The organism is Alteromonas sp. KC3 (genome assembly GCF_016756315.1).
Taxonomy (GTDB): Bacteria; Pseudomonadota; Gammaproteobacteria; order Enterobacterales; family Alteromonadaceae; genus Alteromonas.
Genome location: NZ_AP024235.1, coordinates 1264019 through 1283564, shown reverse-complemented (window position 1 = coordinate 1283564; position 19546 = coordinate 1264019). Strand labels below are relative to the sequence as shown.

Sequence of the window (19546 nt, the reverse complement as noted above, 5' to 3'; positions counted from 1 at the left end):
AAACAAGCGCTAGCTAAATAACTTCATGAACCAACCTTTTTGAAGGTCTTCTTCACAGGTTTTTAATTGTGTGGCATAACGTAATGATCTCGCTTTTACTTTAGAGGCCACTTTCTTCAGCCAAGGTTTGCGGTCATAACTTCTGCGCTTATACCCTCCCCACCCTTCGTGGTAGTTCAGGTACTGTGCATACGCATCCCACTTAGACACGCCATTAACTTTTTGTGATTTATAAATAAACCACCCCATGAAATCGATGGCATCATCAAAATCATCCCTATCTGCGCCGCTATTGCCGGTTTCGCGAATATAGTCTGACCACGTTGGCGTTTTAGCCTGAGAATAGCCGTATGCAGAACTTACACGTCCCCATGGGATCAACCCGAAAAACACGTAATCTCTCGGAGGGAGGGCATCGTGCCTAAACGAGCTTTCTTGGTACATCATTGCCATTGGCACGTGAATGGGAACACCCCATTTATCTCTCGCATCAGCAGCTGCATCATACCAATCGTCCTTTTCGTAGAATATTTCGCATAAATTACTGATGTCTTTAGGAGGCGTAGTTGCACACCCCGCGATAAACAGCGGAAAAAGAACGATGAAAGTTGATAAAAAAATAACCAATTTTTTGAACTTTTGGTTCATAACTTGTCTTAATTAATGTTCTAGTAAAATGTGTGTTTCCCTGGAACCCTTTAATGCCTGACCCTTGTCAGGCATTTTTTTTTGCTGGAGGTTCTGAAAAATAATCGCGTATGAAGCTGTCAAAGTCTTTGGTATCAGCCTCTTCAACCTCTTTTTGCGCTTTCAAAGACACTTCCGCCTGCGCCATAAAGCCAGCGGCGTCGGTATACTGATAGTTAAACGCTTTCATCTCATCTTGGTACATTTTCGCGAGTTCAAGACCAAACACACCGTTATCTTTATCATTCTCTAACAACGTGTTTAGCAACATACCTGAAGGCGTAAGGTTAGGGTTTCCTACTTTCTCAAATTCGCTGGCCACGGCCTGAGAATAGCGTTCGGTTTCATTTGCTTTATCAAGTAAATCAGCGGCTTGCTTGAAATAGCCAAATAAAGACTCACTCCACGCTCGCAATGACACGGCTTTGCCGTTATTGCTTAACATTAACTCAGGATCACGTCCTTGAAGCACGACCTTGTTCATATTCTCTTTGGCTTCATTAAGCTGAGCCTCGTCTAACTCGCCACTGGGTATCAACAGACAGGCAAGCAAAAAGACATCTAAGAAGTCGAATTGGGTCTGCGTTATTCCCAGCGCAGAGAACGGATTCACATCCAATGCTCTCACCTCAATGTAGTTAATACCTCGACGCACAAGTGCATCAGTAGGTTTCTCCATTGACTGTGTTGGCTGCTTAGGTCGTATGGGTGAATAAAGCTCGTTCTCAATTTGAATAATGTTGCGACTTAATTGCTGATAATTGCCCTCTTCGCCCGCAGCAAATTGGCTAAATCGTGCAGACGGTGTTGTCATTGCGCCTCGCAACAAGCGGACATAGTTATCAAGTTGGTTGTAACAAATCTTAAGTGAAGACTGCTCGGCGCTGGTATACCCTAAATCGCTCATGCGCAACGACGTGGCATAAGGCATATAAACCGTACCTTTACCTACTTTTTTGAATGGCAACGCATGTTCTTTGCCTTTTAGGAATGAACCACACAACGCTGGAGATGCGCCATATAAATAGGGAATCAACCAACAAAAACGTCGATAGTTTCGAATAAGTCCAAAATAGTCTGCTGATGTTTGATCTTGTGAGTGCGTGTTGCCATTAAGTTCAGCCCACAATTTCCAGAAACTCTCTGGCAGAGAAAAATTGAAATGCACGCCCGCTATTGCTTGCATCATGCTGCCATAACGATTTTTAAGCCCAATGCGATAAACGCGCTTCATTTTGCCCACATTTGACTCGCCAAAATAAGCAATAGGTATGTGAGTTTCATCATCAATGAAACACGGCATACTTAACGGCCAGATATATTCATCGCCAATGTTGTCGATAACAAACTTGTGAATATCCTTTAACTGGGCAACCGTTTTCGCTGCACTGTTCTCAGGTGGCGTAATGAATTCAAGCAACGATTCTGAAAAATCAGTGGTGATTGATTCATGTGTTAAGGCAGAACCCAATGGCAAAGGATGCGGTGCCTGAGACAAAGTACCATTAGGGTTAATGCGAAGAGCTTCGCGTTCTACGCCACGCTTTATATCTTTTAGCGTCGTTAAAAACTCGGGAGACTTAAGCGCTTCAATTCGCGCGTCGAAACGGTTTGAGTTTGCAGTCAAAATGATGGTCCGTTATGTCATTATTGCCCCTTGTTATGGGGGGCAATAAGGTAAATTCAACAATGATCAATCTATCAGTTTAACGTTTCTCTGGTGTTACTCTCTACTGATAACTCGACAATTGGCATTGATAACGCGTTCAATTGAGGCAGAACCTTCGTTTTATCACCTACTACAATAATTTGCATTTTATCTATATTCAAATATTGCTTCGCGAGCATGTCGAGGGTGGCTTTGTCGATGTTATTGATTATCTCAAGTTGTGCTTTGCGATACCCTTGAGTTAAATCATAACTAAGCAACTGCCTTAGGAATCGCGCTTTGCTGGTAGGCGTTTCAAACTCTAGCGCATCGCTTAGTGTAAATGCACTGCGCATAAAGTCTATTTCTTGCTGGGTTACCCCTTCTTCACGATAGCGTTTTATTTCGCTAAAAATTTCTTGAATGCCCTGCGCAGTGTTCACCATATTAAGGTCGGCGCTTGCCTCAAACCACCCCAGTGTCTTTCCGCCTACAAAGCCACTGTTTGCGCCATAGGTGTACCCTTTATCTTCTCTTAAATTAAGATTTATTCGGCTGTTAAATGCGCCACCTAATGGGAAGTTCATTAAACGCGTTTTAAAGTGTTCACCCGTTGCATCGAAAGGAAGACTTCTATCCACCATATAAACAACCGATTGCACTGCTTCAGGACTATCGACCAAATAAATGGTGTTTTCGTTATAAGAAGGAAATGCATGGTAATCGCCAATCGCATAATCTTCTCCTTGCCACTTACCGATAAAGTCGATGGTATTAAGCATTTGTGCCTTGGGAAGATTGCCAACAACTACAATGCTGGCCTTTGACGGTGAGTAATATCGTTCGTAAAACGCTTTTACATCGTCTAGCGTTATGTTTTGAACGGTTGCCAACGTACCTTCATCTGGCAGACTTACACGGTTTTCAGCGCCAAACAATACCAAATCTCGTGCGCGGCGCGCCAAGCTAGACGGCGTTTTTGCTTGCTGCTGCAGTCCTTGAAGCACTCGCTCCTTCATTCTATTAAAATCATCTTCGTTAAACGCAGGGTTAAACAATTTTTCTTGTAGTAGCGCCAGTGTTTGATCAAGGTTCTTCGTCAACGTAGACACATAAACTTGTGAATAACGTCCCGCTGCACTGAAACGAATACTACTCCCCAACTTGGCAAGTTCGCTCGCTAACGCTTCATTGGTGTAGTTCTTTGTTGTTTCGTTCATCAACAGTGCGGTGAGATAGGCTGTTCCTGCTTTTTCTTTGCTCTCAAGTAGTACGCCACCGTCCATACCTAGCGTCAGGGTGACCGTTGGCGTTTCACTGCTAGTAACGCCTAGCACTTTAATACCATTAGATAAGTGTGCTTCCCAGTATGCTGGCACCTCTACCACTGGCGCTTTACCCGCTTGAGGCATTATGCTGCGATCAAAACTGGTTGGCGCGCTTTCGAAGTGTTCATCGTTAACGTCGGTAATGTCATTCCCATAGTCAGGGATGGTGCGACGCGGACGCTCAAAGGTTTGTTCTGCTGCCGCAAGTTCAGGCTGCCCTTTGGGCACAACACTCAGTACAATACGATTAGCACCTTTAATGTACTTGTTGTATACGCGCATCACGTCTTCGCCGGTGACTGCATTATAGCGAGCGATATCTTCTGCAATTAAATCTGGGGTTTGATGGAAGGTTTCATTTGCCGCTAGCGCTGATACTTTTCCAGACACACTCTGTAGTCCAAAAACTGTTCGCGCTTCAATTTCGCCTTTAGTGCGAGCCAGATCATCTTCAGTAACCCCACGAGTTTCAAACTCTTTCAGCGTCGCATCTAATACCTCTTGAAGCGTGGCTAAAGACGTAACTTTTGCAGGGTTCGCCAATGCAAGAAGCTGGAACTCACATGCGAGTTCTCTGCACGGGTGAGACACTACGGCCTGTACTGCCATACCTTGCTTCACCAAATTTTTGTAAAACAGTGACGTCTTTCCGCCGCCCAAGATATCGGAAAGTACATCAAGTGGCGCTTCATCTTCGTGTCGCGCATACACCGTTGGATACGTAATTTGTAGCAGTGGAAGATGCACTTTATCTTCAAGCGTCATGTAGCGCGTTTCATCAAGGGTAACTAGCGAAGGAACAGGCTGCGCAACCTCTGGCCCCCTTGGAATTTCACCAAAGTATTTTTTTATCCACGCCTTGGTTTTAGCTACATCAATGTCGCCGCCAATTGTTAGCACAGCATTGTTTGGGCCATACCAGCGCTTAAAAAATGCTTTTAAGTCATTGACGTTAACACGGTCTAAATCTTCTACATAGCCAATGGTTAACCAAGAATACGGGTGTCCTTCAGGAAATAACGCTTCACCGTTTAACTCAAATCGCAATCCGTAAGGCTGATTATCAACCCGTTGTGCACGTTCGTTTTTAACGGTTTCTCGCTGGTTTTCAAATTTCTCCTGATCAACAGCTTCGAGTAAATAGCCCATTCTATCTGACTCAAGCCACAAGACTTTTTCAAGTTGGTTGGCGGGTACCGTTTGGAAGTAGTTAGTTCTATCAGTATTCGTGGTACCGTTGAGGTTGCCACCTGCCTCGGTAATCACCTTAAAATGCTGCTCGTCAGCCACATGCTTTGAGCCTTGAAACATCATGTGTTCAAAAAAATGTGCAAAGCCAGATTTACCCACTTCTTCGCGCGCAGAGCCTACGTGATAGGTTACATCGACATGCACTAACGGGTCGGAGTGGTCTTCGTGAAGAATTACGGTAAGACCGTTGGGTAACGTGTATTTTTCGTAAGGGATAGATACCCCAGTATCATCTAAAGCTGGTTCAATTTGCGTGCGCTGACACGCCGAAACCGAAATAATCGTCATTAAAACAACTAAGGTACGAAAAGTCAGTTTTCCTGACATGCTTATTCCTTTTTAGTTACAACATTTATCAAAGGACCACCCTTTGTCTGATCTTCGAAAGATTACCAGACTTTTTAGCGCTTTACCTGCTCTGACTTTGCTATGATTGTATTAATTTGTGTATTTCTGAAATACACTTACGCTTATAGTCTACAGATTCACTCGAATACCCAAGCGCGATGCGCTGAGTAATCGAAAACAGCTGGCGAAACGTCTCATCGTGATAAATAGAGGCACTGCAGTTAAAAGGATGGTTGCATGGAACAGTCAACGACAGTAATTGATATCGATTTTGGAATGTCTCAGCTAAGTGGTAATGAAAAGCTACTGTTCACCTTATTAGGTAAATTTACTGATGAGTATCAGTCTACGGATACGGAACTTCAGGCGTTGGTAGAAAAAGGCGAATTTGATGAAGCCTATTCACTCGTTCATACCCTTAAGGGCGTAACGGGTAACTTGGGACTTTTTGCACTTCACAATGCCAGCAAGCCTGTTGAAAGTAGTATAAGAAATGATAAGCGCATACCTGACGATTTTGCCCAATTTGCCAACTGTCTTCATGATACTATTACTGCGGTAAAGGCGCTTACAGCGGCCCCCTCTGAGCAAGCTAGCACAGGTAGCAATACTGAAAATGAAAGCGCTGCAGCGCAGCAAGCCAAAAAGCAACTATTAACTGCGCTTAAAGCCAGTGAATTTATTTCACAAGATAGACTCGACACTTGGCTCGACACGATAGGTTTTGACAACGCCAAGCGCACCGCTATTGTAGATGCGGTTGATGAGTTGGACTACGAACAAGCCATTGAGAAACTGGAAAGTAACTAGGTTCAAGCATTGCGCGACATTCCCATACTTTACGAAGATGACAACCTGTTGGTTGTTAACAAGCCTTCAGGCGTCAGCATGCATGGTGACGCCAACAATAACGCAAGTTCTCAACAGTCAAACAACAGCGCCGATTTAAGTGCAGGCGTAGTTACTTTATTAAAAGCGCAACTGGGTATCGCCCAACTACACCTATGCCATCGATTAGATACGGGGACTTCTGGTTGTTTGTGTCTTGCCAAAACTGACAACATGGCGCGGGAAATTGGTGAATTATTCGCTTCGCGACAGGTCAACAAATATTATCTTGCGCTAAGTGCGCAAAAGCCAAAGAAAAAACAAGGGATTGTTATTGGCGATATGAAAAACCGTCGCGGTGGCCAGCGTATCTTGCTTAAAAGTACGCAGAACCCAGCGATTACCCAATTTTTTAGTCAATCAGCCAGCCCAGGAATTAGAGGCTTTATCGTTAAACCTTATTCGGGCAAGACTCATCAAATTCGTGTAGCTCTCAAAAGTATTGGCGCGCCAATATTAGGGGATACATTATATGGTGGTCAAGATGTAGACAGACTGCATCTTCATGCCTGGAAACTGGTACTTCCTCTATCGCACGATACTGTATCAGTAACCGCTCACATGCAAAGTGGCGAGATGTTTCTACACGAGGATGTCCAAACGTGGTTTGCATCACTGAATAAACCTGAAGCATTTCCATGGCCAAACGTACCTGCTCGCTATCAACAACAAAGCGTTTCAATACGCGAGAATAGTGAACTAAACGAAAACAGGGATTAGCGATTATGAGTAAGCTTCATATCGTAGGTGCAGGAGCCATAGGCAGCTTGGTTGCCGCAGGCGCGCATAGAGCTAACATGGTTTGCGCGCGTTATCCTCGAACGCTTGATACTGCACCAAGCATTGCAAGGTGGTTGGATGGAACTCAGTTTCCACTGCCTCCAGCTCAATCTTCTCTTGAAGTGTTAGACGAGGATGACGTGTTACTTTTACCGTTAAAAGTCTATCAGCTTAACAAGGCGCTCACTGAATGGCTTCCTTTCCTTAAGAATAAGCCCACGGTTGTGTTACTGCACAATGGCATGGGTGGACTTGAAGTTGCACAGCAGGTATTGCCCTTCAACTATCCCTTATTACTTGCCACCACTAGCCATGGGGCGTTTAAGCGACAAGATGAAAACAGTAACAATATGGTGGTCTACAGTGGTGCAGGTACAACGCAAATTGGCGTCCCTGTTTCATTAGCTGAATTAGATCATATAAAAGAGATGGATGTGCTCACACCCAAACTGCGTAAGGCAATAGCCTTACTTAATAATGCTTTACCTGATTTTACCTACACGCCCAATATATTGCGGGCGTTGTGGCAAAAGCTAAGTGTGAATGCAGTTATCAACCCTCTTACCGCCCTTAATAATATTCAAAATAAATGCATTGTTCACGACCAGTTTAGCTATCTACGTCACGCGGTTTGCCAAGAATTTGTCGATGTTGCCGGCGCATACGGCTTCAAGTTTTGCGCACAAGATATTCATCAGAATGTCATCAAGGTGGCAAAGGCAACAGGAAATAACTTTTCAAGTATGCATCAAGATGTGAAGTTGGGGAGAAAAACAGAAATATCAGCGATCAATGGCTACATTGTAGACATGGGCACAAAAAAGGGCATCGACGTTCCCGTCAATGCCCTCTTGGTAGAAAAGGTAAACGCGCTTTAATCTGCACGCTTGTCCTTACTTTATTCCTCTGCGTCTTGAGCGTCTTTAGACACTTGCGGCTTCATGTGAGGGAATAAGATAACGTCTTTAATCGTTGAGCTATCAGTAAATAGCATCGCTAAACGGTCAATCCCGATACCTTCACCCGCCGTTGGCGGCAAGCCATATTCAAGCGCGCGAATGTAGTCGTCGTCAAAATGCATGGCTTCATCGTCGCCTGCATCTTTCTCTTCAACCTGCTTAGCGAAGCGCTCTGCCTGATCTTCTGGGTCGTTTAGCTCGCTAAAGCCGTTCGCTAGCTCGCGTCCACCTACAAAGAATTCGAAACGGTCAGTAATGAACGGGTTATTGTCATTGCGACGCGCAAGCGGCGATACTTCCCACGGGTATTCAGTAATAAACGTAGGCTGAATAAGCTTCTCTTCCGCTGTCGCTTCAAAGATTTCGCAAAGGTACTTACCTGCGCCCCAAATACCATCGACTTCAGGCTCTTTAATGTGAAGCTGTTTTGCCATTGCTTTAAGGGCGTCTAGATTCGCCTCAGGGTCGCGAATTGCAGCTTCATTGGCTTCTGGCCAGTATTTAAGAATAGCTTCGCCCATGCTTAAGCGGTCAAATGGCTTACCAAAGTCATATTCAACTTCGCTCGTCACATTACCTTCAGTATCTTTCGTGGTATTGGTAATAATAGTCGTACCAAGAATATCTTCTGCTAATGTACGAAGCATGTCTTCAGTTAGGTTCATCAAGTCGTTGTAGTCTGCGTAAGCTTGATAGAACTCAAGCATAGTAAACTCTGGATTGTGACGAGTTGATAAACCTTCGTTACGGAAGTTACGGTTAATTTCGAACACGCGCTCAAAGCCACCCACTACAAGACGCTTAAGGTAAAGCTCTGGGGCAATACGCAAGTACATATCAATATCAAGTGCATTGTGATGTGTTACGAAAGGCTTCGCCGTTGCACCGCCCGGAATGACTTGCAGCATTGGCGTTTCGACTTCTAGGTAATCACGCTCTGTAAGGTACTTGCGAATACCATTTACAATTTTACTGCGGATCATAAAGGTTTTGCGCGTTTGCTCACTGGTGATCAAGTCTACGTAACGCTGGCGATACTTGGTTTCTTGATCACTCAAACCATGGAATTTTTCAGGCAATGGGCGAAGTGCTTTAGTCAGCAATTCGTAATGCTCCATATTCACATACAAATCGCCCTTACCTGACTTGTGTAGGTCACCGGCAACACCAATGATGTCACCAATATCTAGCGCACCATATTTGGCCTTAAGGTCTTTTTGTGTGTCTTTGTCGGCGTATGCCTGAATACGACCAGTCATATCTTGTAATAGCAAGAATGGGCCGCGTTTAGCCATAATACGACCAGCAATGCTTACCTTGTTGCCCTGCTCTTGCAGAGTTTCTTTGTCGAATTCACCGAACTTTGCTTGAAGTTCATCAGCATAGTTTTCACGACGGAAGCTGTTTGGGAAGCCATTTGCACGGCACTGTTCGCGAATAGCGCTTAACTTTGAGCGGCGCTCTGCAATCAATTTGTTATCGTCAGTTTGTTGGTCAGTCATAACCTTGTCACTTCGTTGTTCGGTTTACAGCCCAGATTTCAGGCTGGCTTGAATGAATTTGTCCAAGTCGCCATCTAGAACGGCTTGAGTATTACGTGTTTCCACGCCTGTTCGCAAATCTTTAATGCGAGAGTCGTCTAGTACGTAAGAACGTATCTGACTACCCCAGCCAATATCTGACTTGCTGTCTTCCATCGCTTGTTTTTCGGCGTTTTGTTTTTGCAGTTCAAACTCATAAAGTTTGGCTTTTAACTGCTTCATCGCCTGATCTTTGTTTTTGTGCTGCGAGCGGTCGTTCTGACACTGCACCACAATGCCTGTCGGTTCGTGAGTAATGCGCACCGCAGAGTCTGTTCTGTTTACGTGCTGACCACCCGCACCCGACGCGCGATAGGTGTCTATACGTAAGTCAGACGGATTAATTTCAATATCGATGTCGTCATCAATTTCAGGGTATACAAACGCAGATGAAAACGACGTATGACGGCGGTTGCCCGAGTCAAATGGTGATTTTCGCACCAAGCGGTGTACGCCTGTTTCTGTGCGTAGCCAACCAAACGCATATTCGCCCTGAACGCGAAGTGTGGCACTTTTAATACCTGCTACTTCGCCTTCCGATACTTCTATCAGTTCGGTTTTAAAACCATGAGCTTCACCCCAGCGCAAATACATACGCAATAGCATGTTTGCCCAATCCTGCGCTTCTGTACCGCCTGACCCCGACTGAATGTCAATATAGCAGTCGTTCTCGTCATTAGGGCCAGAAAACATGCGGCGAAATTCGAGCACTTCTAGTTGCTCAATTAAACCTTCAAGCTCACTTTGGGCCTCAACGAAGGTATCTTCGTCTTCAGCTTCAACCGCAAGCTCAACCAAACCTTCTACGTCTTCCGTACCCTGGTCAAGTTTGTGAATAGTTTCTACTATTTGCTCTAAAGCCACTTTTTCTTTGCCAAGTGCCTGCGCTCTGTCTGGCTCGTTCCAAACATCAGGGCTTTCTAACTCTCGGCTAACTTCTTCTAAACGCTCTGACTTTGCATCAAAGTCAAAGATACCCCCTAAGCGCTTCAGTGCGCTCGCGGATATCTTTTATCGCATTAGTAACGGGGTTTATTTCAAACATAGTCCGCTTATTTCATTAAAAATTTAAGACCGCGGATAGTACCGAATTTACGTTAATTTTGATAGTGGTTAACGCAAATAAGGTACATTTGTTATGTGATAATTTAGGCCTCGTGCCTTCACGTTGACATAAGGCGCAAAAGGCAGCGAGGTATGAACTTATCGATGCGTTGTTCAAAGTCGTTCAACGGTAAAATCTTACCGATGAATTGCGGCCGTTAAGGGTTGTATACCAGCCGTTTATGCCTATATCTTTAACATACTCAGAAAAAACGGACTGTTTCAGTTTTTACACCAATGTCTCTAAATAATTTATCTTCAGCCATTATTGGTGTGCTTATTGGGCTGCTGCTATTGGCAATCGGTCCAATGGTGGAGTGCGATAATCTCGCAGGCTCTGCAATGACTTTGCAATGTCCAGATGGTGTGCCAGTGTCATCAGTATGGCCTACTCTATCCGTTTTAGTTGCGGGTATTGGCATTGCAAGCTGGCTTTATCGCAACAGAAGTAAATAGTATTTTTTTCTCCTATTTGCGCGATACGCCACCAAATCACGCCACAAAACTATTAAATGGCACAGGTAATATCTCTTCTAGTAGATAACACTTTTGAATGCCATTTAAGTTGCCTAAATAGATAGGCATTTTGGGATCGTAAAACTCAGAAATTACCTGCAAGCACAATGCACACGGCGGAACTGGCTCGTCTTGGTCGGCAACCACAATGAGATATTCCATATCGCGCTTACCCACCGCCGCTACGCCGCTCCAAATCGCATTACGTTCTGCACAAATAGTGGCGCCGTAACTCGCGTTTTCCACATTACAGCCAACAAAAACATCGTCACAATCTTTAAATTTAACCGCAGCACCTACCTTAAAATGCGAATATGGAGAATATGAATTGTCCCTCGCGATTAGGGCTTTTTTATAGGCGGTTTGAACCTCTGGGGCTAGTTTATTTGTCAATTTTTTGTACCACTTTTTCAAAGGGGGTATGAAGACTAAAGACATTTAAAAAGTGATGCAACACTCTCTCATTCGTTTGCACACTATCTACACAGCATGAACACAAAACAATTCACTTGATCTTTTTTCATTTAAGCTTACACTTGTTCGCTCAATCAGCGTACACATGTGCGCTCAAATTTAATTTTCGTCTTTTTAGGTGTGACAGACGCCGTGAATGCTATTTTCAACAAAATTACTCATCAGCTTTTTCATCACAAAACGTGGAAGGGGTATTGGGAGCCCATCATTCAATTATTCCTTCCAGCGTGGCGCGATAGCTATTACCGGGCAAAAGTAGTAGCGTTTAAAAGTCTAAGAGCAGATGTCGTTCAGTTAACGCTGTCGCCAGAAAAAAAATGGCCAATACATAAGGCTGGGCAGCACATAGCGTTGACCGTTGAGGTTGATGGGAAACTAATCACACGCATTTTTACCATCGCATGCGGTACAACGACACGAAAGAGTCAAGGCGTTATTCGTCTTATTATTAAAGTAAAAGATGATGGAGCACTCACGCCTTTTCTGGGCAACTTTAGCAAGGGTAAATGGGTAAACATTTCGCCCCCGATGGGTTCGTTCTCACTTCCACATGGTAAATCAGTGCTGATGATTGCTGGCGGGTCTGGCATAACCCCATTTCTCGCGATGCTAGAGGACTATCAAGCCAATAAAAAAGGTAGCCTAGAGGATAAACAGTCCATTCATCTTATTTACTATGCCAAACCACATGAGCACCTTTTGGTTGAAGAGTTAACCGAATTTGCAAACCACAATGAATCTTTCAGCTTTCAATTGCTAAGCCGGATGCATGACGGCGATATAGAACCTTATCTTGCCCAACATGGCACTTCGCACTGGATGGTATGTGGTCCTTTCGAGCTGTATCAACAAGTGGCACAGACCGCCAAGTTGATTAACGTACCGGTTGATAGTGAGCACTTTGTCGCATTCCCGCATCTAACTGACAACACTAATTCGCCGAAACAACAGCTTATCGTTAAACACAACAAGACCACACTGACTGTGAGTAATACGGAAACACTGCTAACACAGCTACAAAAAGCAGATGCCCCGTTAGTTATGGCTGTGGCATGGGTATTTGTCACCAATGTCAGTGTATTAAGAAAAGCGGTGTTGTGCGCGACGTTCGCACAGGTGAATTATCAGACAGCGCAGAGCAGCTTATTCAACTCTGTGTATCGCAAGCTGCTACCGATTTGGAGTTACAAGCATGAGCACGACCGTTCTTCGAGAACAACCACAACCGGACCACACGGTGGCTTCTACTTCAACAACAATTTGTGAAAAGAAAATGTCAACTCAGCCCAATTTTGATCTACTCGCCGTACAGCTTGATGAGTTGAAAGCTGACGTAAAGCGCAAACTTGGCCAAGAAGATGCCAACTATATCCGTCGAATCATTCGCATTCAGAGGCTTTGCGAATGGACGGGACGTATTCTATTAATGCTCGGTTTTTTACAGCCTGCTTTATGGGTCATTGGCGTATTGTCCCTAGCCGCTGCAAAAATACTCGACAACATGGAAATTGGTCACAATGTTATGCATGGTCAATATGACTGGATGAATGACAAGCATATCAACTCAAAATCCTATGAGTGGGATATTGCCTGCGATGGTTCAAGTTGGAATAGAGTCCACAATTATGAGCACCACACGTACACGAATATTATTGGGAAAGACCGTGATTTTGGCTACGGCCTATTACGCCTTTCCAATGATTTTCGCTGGCGAGTAAAAAACCTATGGCAACTGGCGACTTACGCCGTGTTAAGCATAATGTTTCAGTGGGGCGTGTCTTATCACGAAATGGCCGCTGAGCGCGTATTTTTTGGTAAGAAAAAGGAGAATCGAAAAAACACGCTGACGCACAAAGAATTAAAGAGGCGTTTTTTTAGTAAAGGCGCTCGCCAACTAGCCAAAGATTATGTGCTCTTCCCACTTCTAGCTGGCCCTTTATTCTTATGGGTACTAACGGGTAATCTCGTAGCAAATCTACTTCGTAATCTATGGACATCAACCATCATATTCTGTGGCCATTTCACGGGCGATGTGGAAACCTTTAGCGAGGCAGATTGTAAAAATGAAACGCAGGGTCAATGGTATTATCGACAAGCACTGGGGTCGTCAAACATTAAAGGTGGTAACCTATTTCACGTGCTAACGGGTCATTTGAGCTTTCAGATCGAGCACCACCTCTTTCCAGATATTCCTGCTAAACGCTATAGAGAAATGGCACCAAAGGTACGGGAAATTTTTAAGCAACATGGCATGCATTACAATACTGGCAGCTTCATGCGCCAGTACGCCAGTGTAGTGAAAAGAATAATACGCTATTCTTTTCCTTAGGCATTTTTAATAAGCATGCCAATGTTTTAGCAAAGTCACTTGAGAAAAATTACTTGAGCAAACTACGATGGGCGGGCATCGTGGCGAAGCAGTTGGAATCCAAGCCATCCCGCCATTGCACTCGCACTGGTTAGAAAGGTGCCCCACCCCCAATCTATCGCCATGATAAAGAGTGTAAACCCATCTATTATGCTGTAGGCAGTAAGGTTGTATGCGCCATAACTCGCCAGTCCTAACAAAGCCCCATCTATGCCCGCATAAAGCAGTGACTTATCTCTATTGGCAACCACAGCTAAGACAAATACTACAAAACCATACATCAGATAAAAGACTAACCAAGGCCAGGTAATAAACGCACTGCGAAGCAATGGCGCCATTTCAGCTTGGTACCAACTGTCAGCAATAACGCCAAGCCATAGGAAATCAAGCACAGCAAAACAAACAAAAATCGCCAATAACGACGCAAAAATACTCTTCGCATAGAGCATAATTTTAGACAACATCTAACATCTCCCTGTTGCAACCTTAGTAATTGGAATACGTTAGTGTGTCACGATAGGACTATTTACAACAATAGCCCTACTAAAATTACAATAGAGGGTCAGCTAATTGTTTAGGGCACGGTCTAAGGAGGCTTGCAATGATGTAGTCGGCCTTCCTATCAAACCAGACAAGGTGTGACTGTCATCGTGAAGCCATCCTGTTGCGGCGTAATGCTCAGAATCAGCTATCGCAACGGCCATCGCTTCAGGCAAACCGGCGTCAATAAGTGCTTGCCGATATGCTTGCTCGTCCATGTCAATAAAATCGATGTGCTTGCCAGTCGCCTCTGATATTGCCTGTGCGTATTCACTTAATGTAAAGCCACTATCACCCGCAAGCTCTAGTGTTTTACCTACATAATCTTGCTTTGTCACCAACACAGCGGCGGCCGCTTCAGCGTAATCTTGACGACTTGCTGTAGAAATCACGCCTTGTTTAGCCGCACCAGCAACCGCCCCCATTGCCAAAACACTTGCCACATTTTCAGTATAGTTTTCGGTATACCAACCATTACGCAATATGACAAAAGGCGCGTTTACGTCCTTCAAATAGGCTTCCGTATCTTTGTGTTCTTGTGCCAACAATAGTGGAGACGTGCTTGCTTTTATCAAACTGGTATAGGCAATAAGTGAAACATTTTGGCGAATAGCAGCATCAATAACAGCTCTATGTTGCTCGACGCGCTTTCCAAATTCAGTACCTGATATCAATAGTACTTTACTCACGCCGTCCAATGCTTCCGTAAGCGTTTCTGGTAAGTTGTAATCTGCCTTTCTTACTACAACCCCCTTCTCTTTAAGCGAGCTTGCGTTGTCTGGGTTTCGCACCAATGCAACGATATTGTGTGGGGCTTGCGATACTAAAAGTGCATCGATAACCTTTTGACCTAACTGACCGTTTGCTCCTGTTACAGCAATCATATTCATATCCTCTTCATTACAAATCATTGTTTCAAACACAGCTTCATTATGTGCGCCTTAAACTGTTATGATAAGTAGACCAATTCAGAATGGATTGTAATAAAAATGAGTACAATTGAATTTTCACAACTCAAGGGACTTGCGATATTCGCGACCGTTGTCGACAGCAATAGCTTTGCAGAAGCCGCGAGACGACTTAATACAAGTCGTTCAAGGGTGAGTGAGCAGGTTGCTAACCTTGAAGCGGTACTCAATGTGCGCCTACTACAACGCACTACGCGACAACTCGCCCTTACCGAAGAGGGAAAGGCAATATATGAGCATGCAAAAAAGTGCCATGAAATTCTGCATGATGTTGATGAAAGCCTGAATCAATCGTTACCGAAAGGTCGAGTATCGATAACCGTTACAAACGATATTGCACACAAGTTCTTGCTCCCGCTACTTCCAGAATTCAAGCAGCGATACCCAGACATTGAACTTCATATTATTAGCAGTGATGAAAAGCTAGATTTGATTGCAGAAAATATTGATATCGGTTTACGCATCGGGCTACCCAAAGACGACTCTTTGGTTGGACGAGTATTATACCAAGAGCGATTTGCATTATATGCAAGCCCTGATTACCTCTTAAGATATGGCACCCCAGATGACATCGCGTCTTTGCAGCAACACCGTTGGATTTTACTTTCCCAACTAAACAATCGCACTATGCAATATTTGATGCTAGACGACTCCCCGATAGAAATTGTCCCTCAGCAATACGAACTTTGTAATTCACCATACTTGGTACAAGAGATGGTAAAAACTGGACTTGGGATATCAACATTACTGCCTTCCACTGTGAAGCAAGAAGTAGCACGTGGTGACTTAGTTCGAATATGCCCACGCATAAGTAGTGATAATTTACTATTCACGCTAGTTTATCCTTCACGCAAACACGTACCGAGTAGAACGCGAGCTCTCGTCGACTACCTTATTGAGAGATGCCGCTTTTAGATTAAATCTTGCGGTATCTTATCGCAACGGCTTCATTTAATATCGTCAATCGACGCACAGAGTAGGTTCTACCACGCCGTTAGATACATACGCGCGACAACCAAATAGGTCTGTATTTTCAAGGCATATCCCTGTTGTGTGCTCACCGGCAACGGCCTCACTATTGGCCACAACACAGCCAACCTCACACTCTTTATTACTTGAACAGGCTTTGCCGCCATCACGAGTGTCGAGAATGCACGCATATTGCTGTTGCCTGCCTACTCTTTGCCATCGTCCATTATGCTTTTCACAGACTGACTCACTTTCTATTGAGTAAGCTTGTTGAACTAGCGGCAGCGATGTGTCCACTTCAAACTCAAGCTTTTCGATTTCTAGAGGGCTGGGCATATCGACAGGTGCTTGTGCCCCACATCCTCCTAATAAAAACAGGCCCAATAAATATAATTGTCGCACTACAATATCCTTTAGTGATTTAGGGTGTATGAGAGTATGACCACATAATCTTAACAAGTTCTTGTATCACATGAATAATAACGCAAAGCATATGGCTTTTTACGATGCTTTTGAGCAAATAATTGAAATATGAATGCATTGAGCAAGGTCTATATTTGCCTGATGTACTACGCGGAATAATGATGACACTTAAACAGACAGAAAATCTCGTCACTTTCTTACTGGTGTTTAGCCTAGGCTTATTAGGGCTGACATTTTTGCTTGGCGCCAGCCCTGGCTCAATAAAAGCGACACTCCATTTTTACGGACTATCAAGTGCGTTTTCAGACGCCACAATGGGTGTTATTGCAGGTGTAGCGTTTTTGATGATCGCTCTTTTAGCGGTAGCCGCTAGGCTCAAGCTCGTCTCAATAAAACTCGCTACCTTATTTACATTTATCATCGTAAGCATACCACTATTAACCTTACTTTCGCCGAGTAGATGGATGGCAGACCTTGGAGGGTTCCCTATTATTGGCAGCGGTCAGGGCATTATTAAATACGTTGCTGTTTTCCCGTTGTTTTTCTTTCTTTTTTATCGGCATAAGTTTACCGATAAGCAACTGGCGTGGGCAAACTATGTCCCCGTGGCTATGGTGCTTTTGTGGATTGGTGGCATGAAATTTTATGAATTTGAAGCAAACGGCATAGTGGGACTTATCGAAACATCACCCTTCATGTCATGGTTGTATACACTATTTAGTGTTCAAGGTGCGTCAAATGTTATTGGTGTATTCGATGTCTTTTTTGCCCTCGCATTAGGTATTGGTTTATTGCTCAATCAGAAAACTATCATCAAAGTAAGTGGACTTGCTGCCCTGTCAGTTTTCTTGATGACGCAAACCTTTATATTTACGGTTCCAGATACGCTTAGCAGCGAGACGATTTTTAATCGCCTAGGACAATTTGTGATTAAAGATCTTTGGTTTATAGCAAATTTAGTTGTAGTGGGGTATTACACGCTTTGGACCAGCGCGACTAAAAGTCGCAACTAACAAACACACTTTTTGCGGGCGAAAGGCGCTTAACCGCCGCCCGCCCTTTCATGTGCTGTAACTGCCTATTGTGACAGCGAAAGTGTTGTCCAAACTAATCGGTGATCTGAACTTGCCTGTCTATCTTTAACTAACCTATGTAGATCACTTGTTTTCGCGGGCCAAAACACACCGGCGTCAACAACCTCAAAACCGTATGAAGAAGGTAGTACATAATCCGCTCTAGCCCCCCAATAGGCGGTGTAACGTTCACTGTAGGTTTCTGCAGATGATTGAGCACCGCCGGCACTTTTCGGGATCACGCTATTGTTGACGTACGGGCTATTAGTTAACTGCTCAATCACTCCTTCACGGTATTTATCGCCAATATCTGCGGCATTAAAATCACCAACAAGAACAAAACGCGAGTCCGCTTCTAAAGTGACTTTGTTGCTATTATCATCGTAAATATAGATTCCTTTATCGGGCGTTAGATAATCGGCCATCAACCTTATTTCATCGGCATTGCGCTTGCCGTTTCTGTCTTCTTCACCATCGAAGTTAGGTGGGGTTGGGTGCATCGCCAATATATGTACAACCTGATCACCTACGTTAATGGGCACATCCCAATGAGACTTAGAACTAAGTCGAAAAGCTGCCCATTCTTCTTCGTCATACCACGACTCGCTCTCTTCCATCTCGCCGCTTGCGCTAGGTAAAAATGGCTTTTGCGGGTGCGGCATATGGTGCCATTTGAAAAATTGAAAGGTGCGCACGTGAGTTTCATCTATTGGGTATTTCGACAGCAGTGCCATTCCATATTGCCCTTCATACAAGCCGTAGCCAAAGGCATCGCCGCCAAACCGCTCGACTTTACCATTATTGTCGAGGTCAAAGGGTGTCGGTGCGCCCGTGTTGACAGGCGCTATGTACGTATACGGATAGTCAATGGGTTGCTGCTGCGCCTGAGACACATTCAAGTAGTTTTTCACAAACGCATTAATGCCCTTATTCTTGTCCTTAATGTAATCAAATTCATTGAGTAAAATAATGTCAGGCCGAACGCGTTGAATAATTTCAGCAATATTTCTAACTTGGGGGTGTTCGCCATTACTTAGTATGTGCGCCAGTACTTTTTCGCTTGGCGCCATGCCCAATGACTTGTAATTAGTCGACTCCATACTTACGTTGAATGTAGCTACCTTGAGCGTTTGCGCAACAAGCATAAACGGCATTATTGAGAAGAGCATAAAAAATGCTTTTGTTTTCATAAGATGACCAGTGCAGTGAAGGAATATTTAAGATATCAGGGTCGTCAAATCTGTTCTAGTTTAAGATTTCCATTCCTCTGTGTCCCCTTCATTTGAGGTGTTATCAGCTTCTCGCTCACCACTCACTTCTTTTTTCGACTCAACCACCATCTCTATGGTTTGCTCTACTTTAGGATCGGGTAAAAACATTTGAACTAACATGCCAAAGGCCATTGCCGCTCCTTTTTGCTTTTTTGCCCATTTGTACATCAGTGCAAAGAAGCCAAGACTAAGAAGTGTGCCCAGACATACCAATAAACTCATCAAAATTGTATACGTTTCTAAACTCATGTTGCTCCCAGCACCCGCAGCTTTGTGTGATATATGTAATGGGTTTATTTTCAGAAAAGACAATGAACAAAAAACACACACTAAAAAAAATCACTACACTTTTAGCCATACGAAGAAATTTT

At 44.0% G+C, this 19546-nt stretch carries 19 protein-coding genes; 8 read left to right on the top strand and 11 right to left on the bottom strand.

What is annotated here, in order from left to right:
* Positions 1 to 9: 9 nt before the first annotated feature.
* The 3 genes from JN178_RS05720 to JN178_RS05710 form a co-directional block, all read right to left on the bottom strand.
* On the bottom strand, positions 10 to 648 hold the full coding sequence (locus tag JN178_RS05720; protein ID WP_159623292.1) for a transglycosylase SLT domain-containing protein: 639 nt from the start codon (positions 646 to 648) through the stop codon (positions 10 to 12).
* 67 nt (positions 649 to 715) lie between these two features.
* Positions 716 to 2314, bottom strand: a complete 1599-nt coding sequence (gene gshA, locus JN178_RS05715; RefSeq protein WP_202264378.1) for a glutamate--cysteine ligase — start codon at positions 2312 to 2314, stop codon at positions 716 to 718.
* Between the two features lie 74 nt (positions 2315 to 2388).
* Positions 2389 to 5241: a M16 family metallopeptidase gene (locus tag JN178_RS05710; RefSeq protein WP_202264376.1), complete on the bottom strand. Its 2853-nt coding sequence runs from the start codon at positions 5239 to 5241 to the stop codon at positions 2389 to 2391.
* A 258-nt stretch (positions 5242 to 5499) separates the two neighbouring features.
* On the opposite strand from JN178_RS05710, the gene JN178_RS05705 reads away from it, so the two are divergent.
* The 3 genes from JN178_RS05705 to JN178_RS05695 are packed head-to-tail and all read left to right on the top strand — an operon-like array spanning position 5500 to position 7808.
* Complete coding sequence (locus JN178_RS05705) at positions 5500 to 6072, top strand: Hpt domain-containing protein (protein WP_202264374.1); 573 nt, start codon at positions 5500 to 5502, stop codon at positions 6070 to 6072.
* A gap of 9 nt (positions 6073 to 6081) precedes the next feature.
* Complete coding sequence (locus JN178_RS05700) at positions 6082 to 6870, top strand: pseudouridine synthase (RefSeq protein WP_202264372.1); 789 nt, start codon at positions 6082 to 6084, stop codon at positions 6868 to 6870.
* 5 nt (positions 6871 to 6875) lie between these two features.
* Positions 6876 to 7808 (top strand): ketopantoate reductase family protein, encoded by a 933-nt coding sequence (locus JN178_RS05695; RefSeq protein WP_202264370.1) that lies wholly within the window; start codon positions 6876 to 6878, stop codon positions 7806 to 7808.
* A 20-nt stretch (positions 7809 to 7828) separates the two neighbouring features.
* On the opposite strand, the gene lysS is transcribed toward JN178_RS05695, so the two are convergent.
* Both lysS and prfB read right to left on the bottom strand, forming a co-directional pair.
* Positions 7829 to 9391: a lysine--tRNA ligase gene (lysS, locus tag JN178_RS05690; RefSeq protein WP_202264368.1), complete on the bottom strand. Its 1563-nt coding sequence runs from the start codon at positions 9389 to 9391 to the stop codon at positions 7829 to 7831.
* Between the two features lie 24 nt (positions 9392 to 9415).
* Positions 9416 to 10514, bottom strand: a protein-coding gene (prfB, locus tag JN178_RS05685) for a peptide chain release factor 2 (protein ID WP_202264366.1) whose coding sequence is annotated in 2 segments (ribosomal slippage) — positions 9416 to 10438 and positions 10440 to 10514 — 1098 coding nt in all. Because the reading frame shifts where the segments join, the coding sequence is not laid out codon by codon here.
* Positions 10515 to 10810: 296 nt separating this feature from the next.
* Between prfB and JN178_RS05680 the strand changes: the two genes are divergently transcribed.
* Positions 10811 to 11029, top strand: coding sequence for a hypothetical protein (locus tag JN178_RS05680; RefSeq protein WP_159623308.1), 219 nt, complete (start codon positions 10811 to 10813; stop codon positions 11027 to 11029).
* A 36-nt stretch (positions 11030 to 11065) separates the two neighbouring features.
* Here the strand turns inward: JN178_RS05680 and cdd are convergent, their stop codons facing one another.
* Positions 11066 to 11482, bottom strand: coding sequence for a cytidine deaminase (gene cdd / locus JN178_RS05675; RefSeq protein WP_226433781.1), 417 nt, complete (start codon positions 11480 to 11482; stop codon positions 11066 to 11068).
* A 213-nt stretch (positions 11483 to 11695) separates the two neighbouring features.
* Here cdd and JN178_RS05670 point away from each other — a divergent pair, with 213 nt between their 5' ends.
* On the top strand, positions 11696 to 12829 hold the full coding sequence (locus JN178_RS05670) for an FAD-binding oxidoreductase (RefSeq protein ID WP_232369702.1): 1134 nt from the start codon (positions 11696 to 11698) through the stop codon (positions 12827 to 12829).
* A 7-nt stretch (positions 12830 to 12836) separates the two neighbouring features.
* Positions 12837 to 13892, top strand: a complete 1056-nt coding sequence (locus JN178_RS05665) for a fatty acid desaturase family protein (RefSeq protein ID WP_202265922.1) — start codon at positions 12837 to 12839, stop codon at positions 13890 to 13892.
* Between the two features lie 62 nt (positions 13893 to 13954).
* Here JN178_RS05665 and JN178_RS05660 read toward each other — a convergent pair whose 3' ends face one another.
* Both JN178_RS05660 and JN178_RS05655 read right to left on the bottom strand, forming a co-directional pair.
* Positions 13955 to 14395 (bottom strand): DUF2177 family protein, encoded by a 441-nt coding sequence (locus tag JN178_RS05660; protein ID WP_202264364.1) that lies wholly within the window; start codon positions 14393 to 14395, stop codon positions 13955 to 13957.
* Between the two features lie 102 nt (positions 14396 to 14497).
* Complete coding sequence (locus tag JN178_RS05655; RefSeq protein WP_232369701.1) at positions 14498 to 15361, bottom strand: SDR family oxidoreductase; 864 nt, start codon at positions 15359 to 15361, stop codon at positions 14498 to 14500.
* 99 nt (positions 15362 to 15460) lie between these two features.
* Between JN178_RS05655 and JN178_RS05650 the strand changes: the two genes are divergently transcribed.
* Complete coding sequence (locus JN178_RS05650; RefSeq protein WP_202264362.1) at positions 15461 to 16354, top strand: LysR family transcriptional regulator; 894 nt, start codon at positions 15461 to 15463, stop codon at positions 16352 to 16354.
* Positions 16355 to 16399: 45 nt separating this feature from the next.
* Here the strand turns inward: JN178_RS05650 and JN178_RS05645 are convergent, their stop codons facing one another.
* A complete protein-coding gene (locus JN178_RS05645) occupies positions 16400 to 16810 on the bottom strand; it encodes a hypothetical protein (RefSeq protein WP_202264359.1) in 411 nt (136 codons plus the stop codon).
* Positions 16811 to 16992: 182 nt separating this feature from the next.
* Between JN178_RS05645 and JN178_RS05640 the strand changes: the two genes are divergently transcribed.
* On the top strand, positions 16993 to 17844 hold the full coding sequence (locus tag JN178_RS05640; protein ID WP_202265918.1) for a DUF417 family protein: 852 nt from the start codon (positions 16993 to 16995) through the stop codon (positions 17842 to 17844).
* Between the two features lie 65 nt (positions 17845 to 17909).
* On the opposite strand, the gene JN178_RS05635 is transcribed toward JN178_RS05640, so the two are convergent.
* The gene (locus JN178_RS05635; protein WP_202264357.1) at positions 17910 to 19094 is read right to left on the bottom strand and encodes an endonuclease/exonuclease/phosphatase family protein; all 1185 of its coding nucleotides are present in this window, start codon (positions 19092 to 19094) and stop codon (positions 17910 to 17912) included.
* Between the two features lie 60 nt (positions 19095 to 19154).
* On the bottom strand, positions 19155 to 19424 hold the full coding sequence (locus JN178_RS05630; protein WP_202264355.1) for a hypothetical protein: 270 nt from the start codon (positions 19422 to 19424) through the stop codon (positions 19155 to 19157).
* Positions 19425 to 19546 lie beyond the last annotated feature (122 nt).

Bases quoted from the DNA above. Each gene is read 5' to 3' on its own strand.
- JN178_RS05640 (WP_202265918.1), top strand. From the start codon at position 16,993: ATGACACTTAAACAGACAGAAAATCTCGTCACTTTCTTACTGGTGTTT.
- JN178_RS05650 (WP_202264362.1), top strand. From the start codon at position 15,461: ATGAGTACAATTGAATTTTCACAACTCAAGGGACTTGCGATATTCGCG.
- JN178_RS05695 (WP_202264370.1), top strand. From the start codon at position 6,876: ATGAGTAAGCTTCATATCGTAGGTGCAGGAGCCATAGGCAGCTTGGTT.
- JN178_RS05630 (WP_202264355.1), bottom strand. From the start codon at position 19,424: ATGAGTTTAGAAACGTATACAATTTTGATGAGTTTATTGGTATGTCTG.
- JN178_RS05710 (WP_202264376.1), bottom strand. From the start codon at position 5,241: ATGTCAGGAAAACTGACTTTTCGTACCTTAGTTGTTTTAATGACGATT.
- JN178_RS05680 (WP_159623308.1), top strand. From the start codon at position 10,811: ATGTCTCTAAATAATTTATCTTCAGCCATTATTGGTGTGCTTATTGGG.
- JN178_RS05635 (WP_202264357.1), bottom strand. From the start codon at position 19,094: ATGAAAACAAAAGCATTTTTTATGCTCTTCTCAATAATGCCGTTTATG.
- JN178_RS05655 (WP_232369701.1), bottom strand. From the start codon at position 15,361: ATGAATATGATTGCTGTAACAGGAGCAAACGGTCAGTTAGGTCAAAAG.
- JN178_RS05665 (WP_202265922.1), top strand. From the start codon at position 12,837: ATGTCAACTCAGCCCAATTTTGATCTACTCGCCGTACAGCTTGATGAG.
- JN178_RS05705 (WP_202264374.1), top strand. From the start codon at position 5,500: ATGGAACAGTCAACGACAGTAATTGATATCGATTTTGGAATGTCTCAG.
- lysS (WP_202264368.1), bottom strand. From the start codon at position 9,391: ATGACTGACCAACAAACTGACGATAACAAATTGATTGCAGAGCGCCGC.
- JN178_RS05660 (WP_202264364.1), bottom strand. From the start codon at position 14,395: ATGTTGTCTAAAATTATGCTCTATGCGAAGAGTATTTTTGCGTCGTTA.
- JN178_RS05720 (WP_159623292.1), bottom strand. From the start codon at position 648: ATGAACCAAAAGTTCAAAAAATTGGTTATTTTTTTATCAACTTTCATC.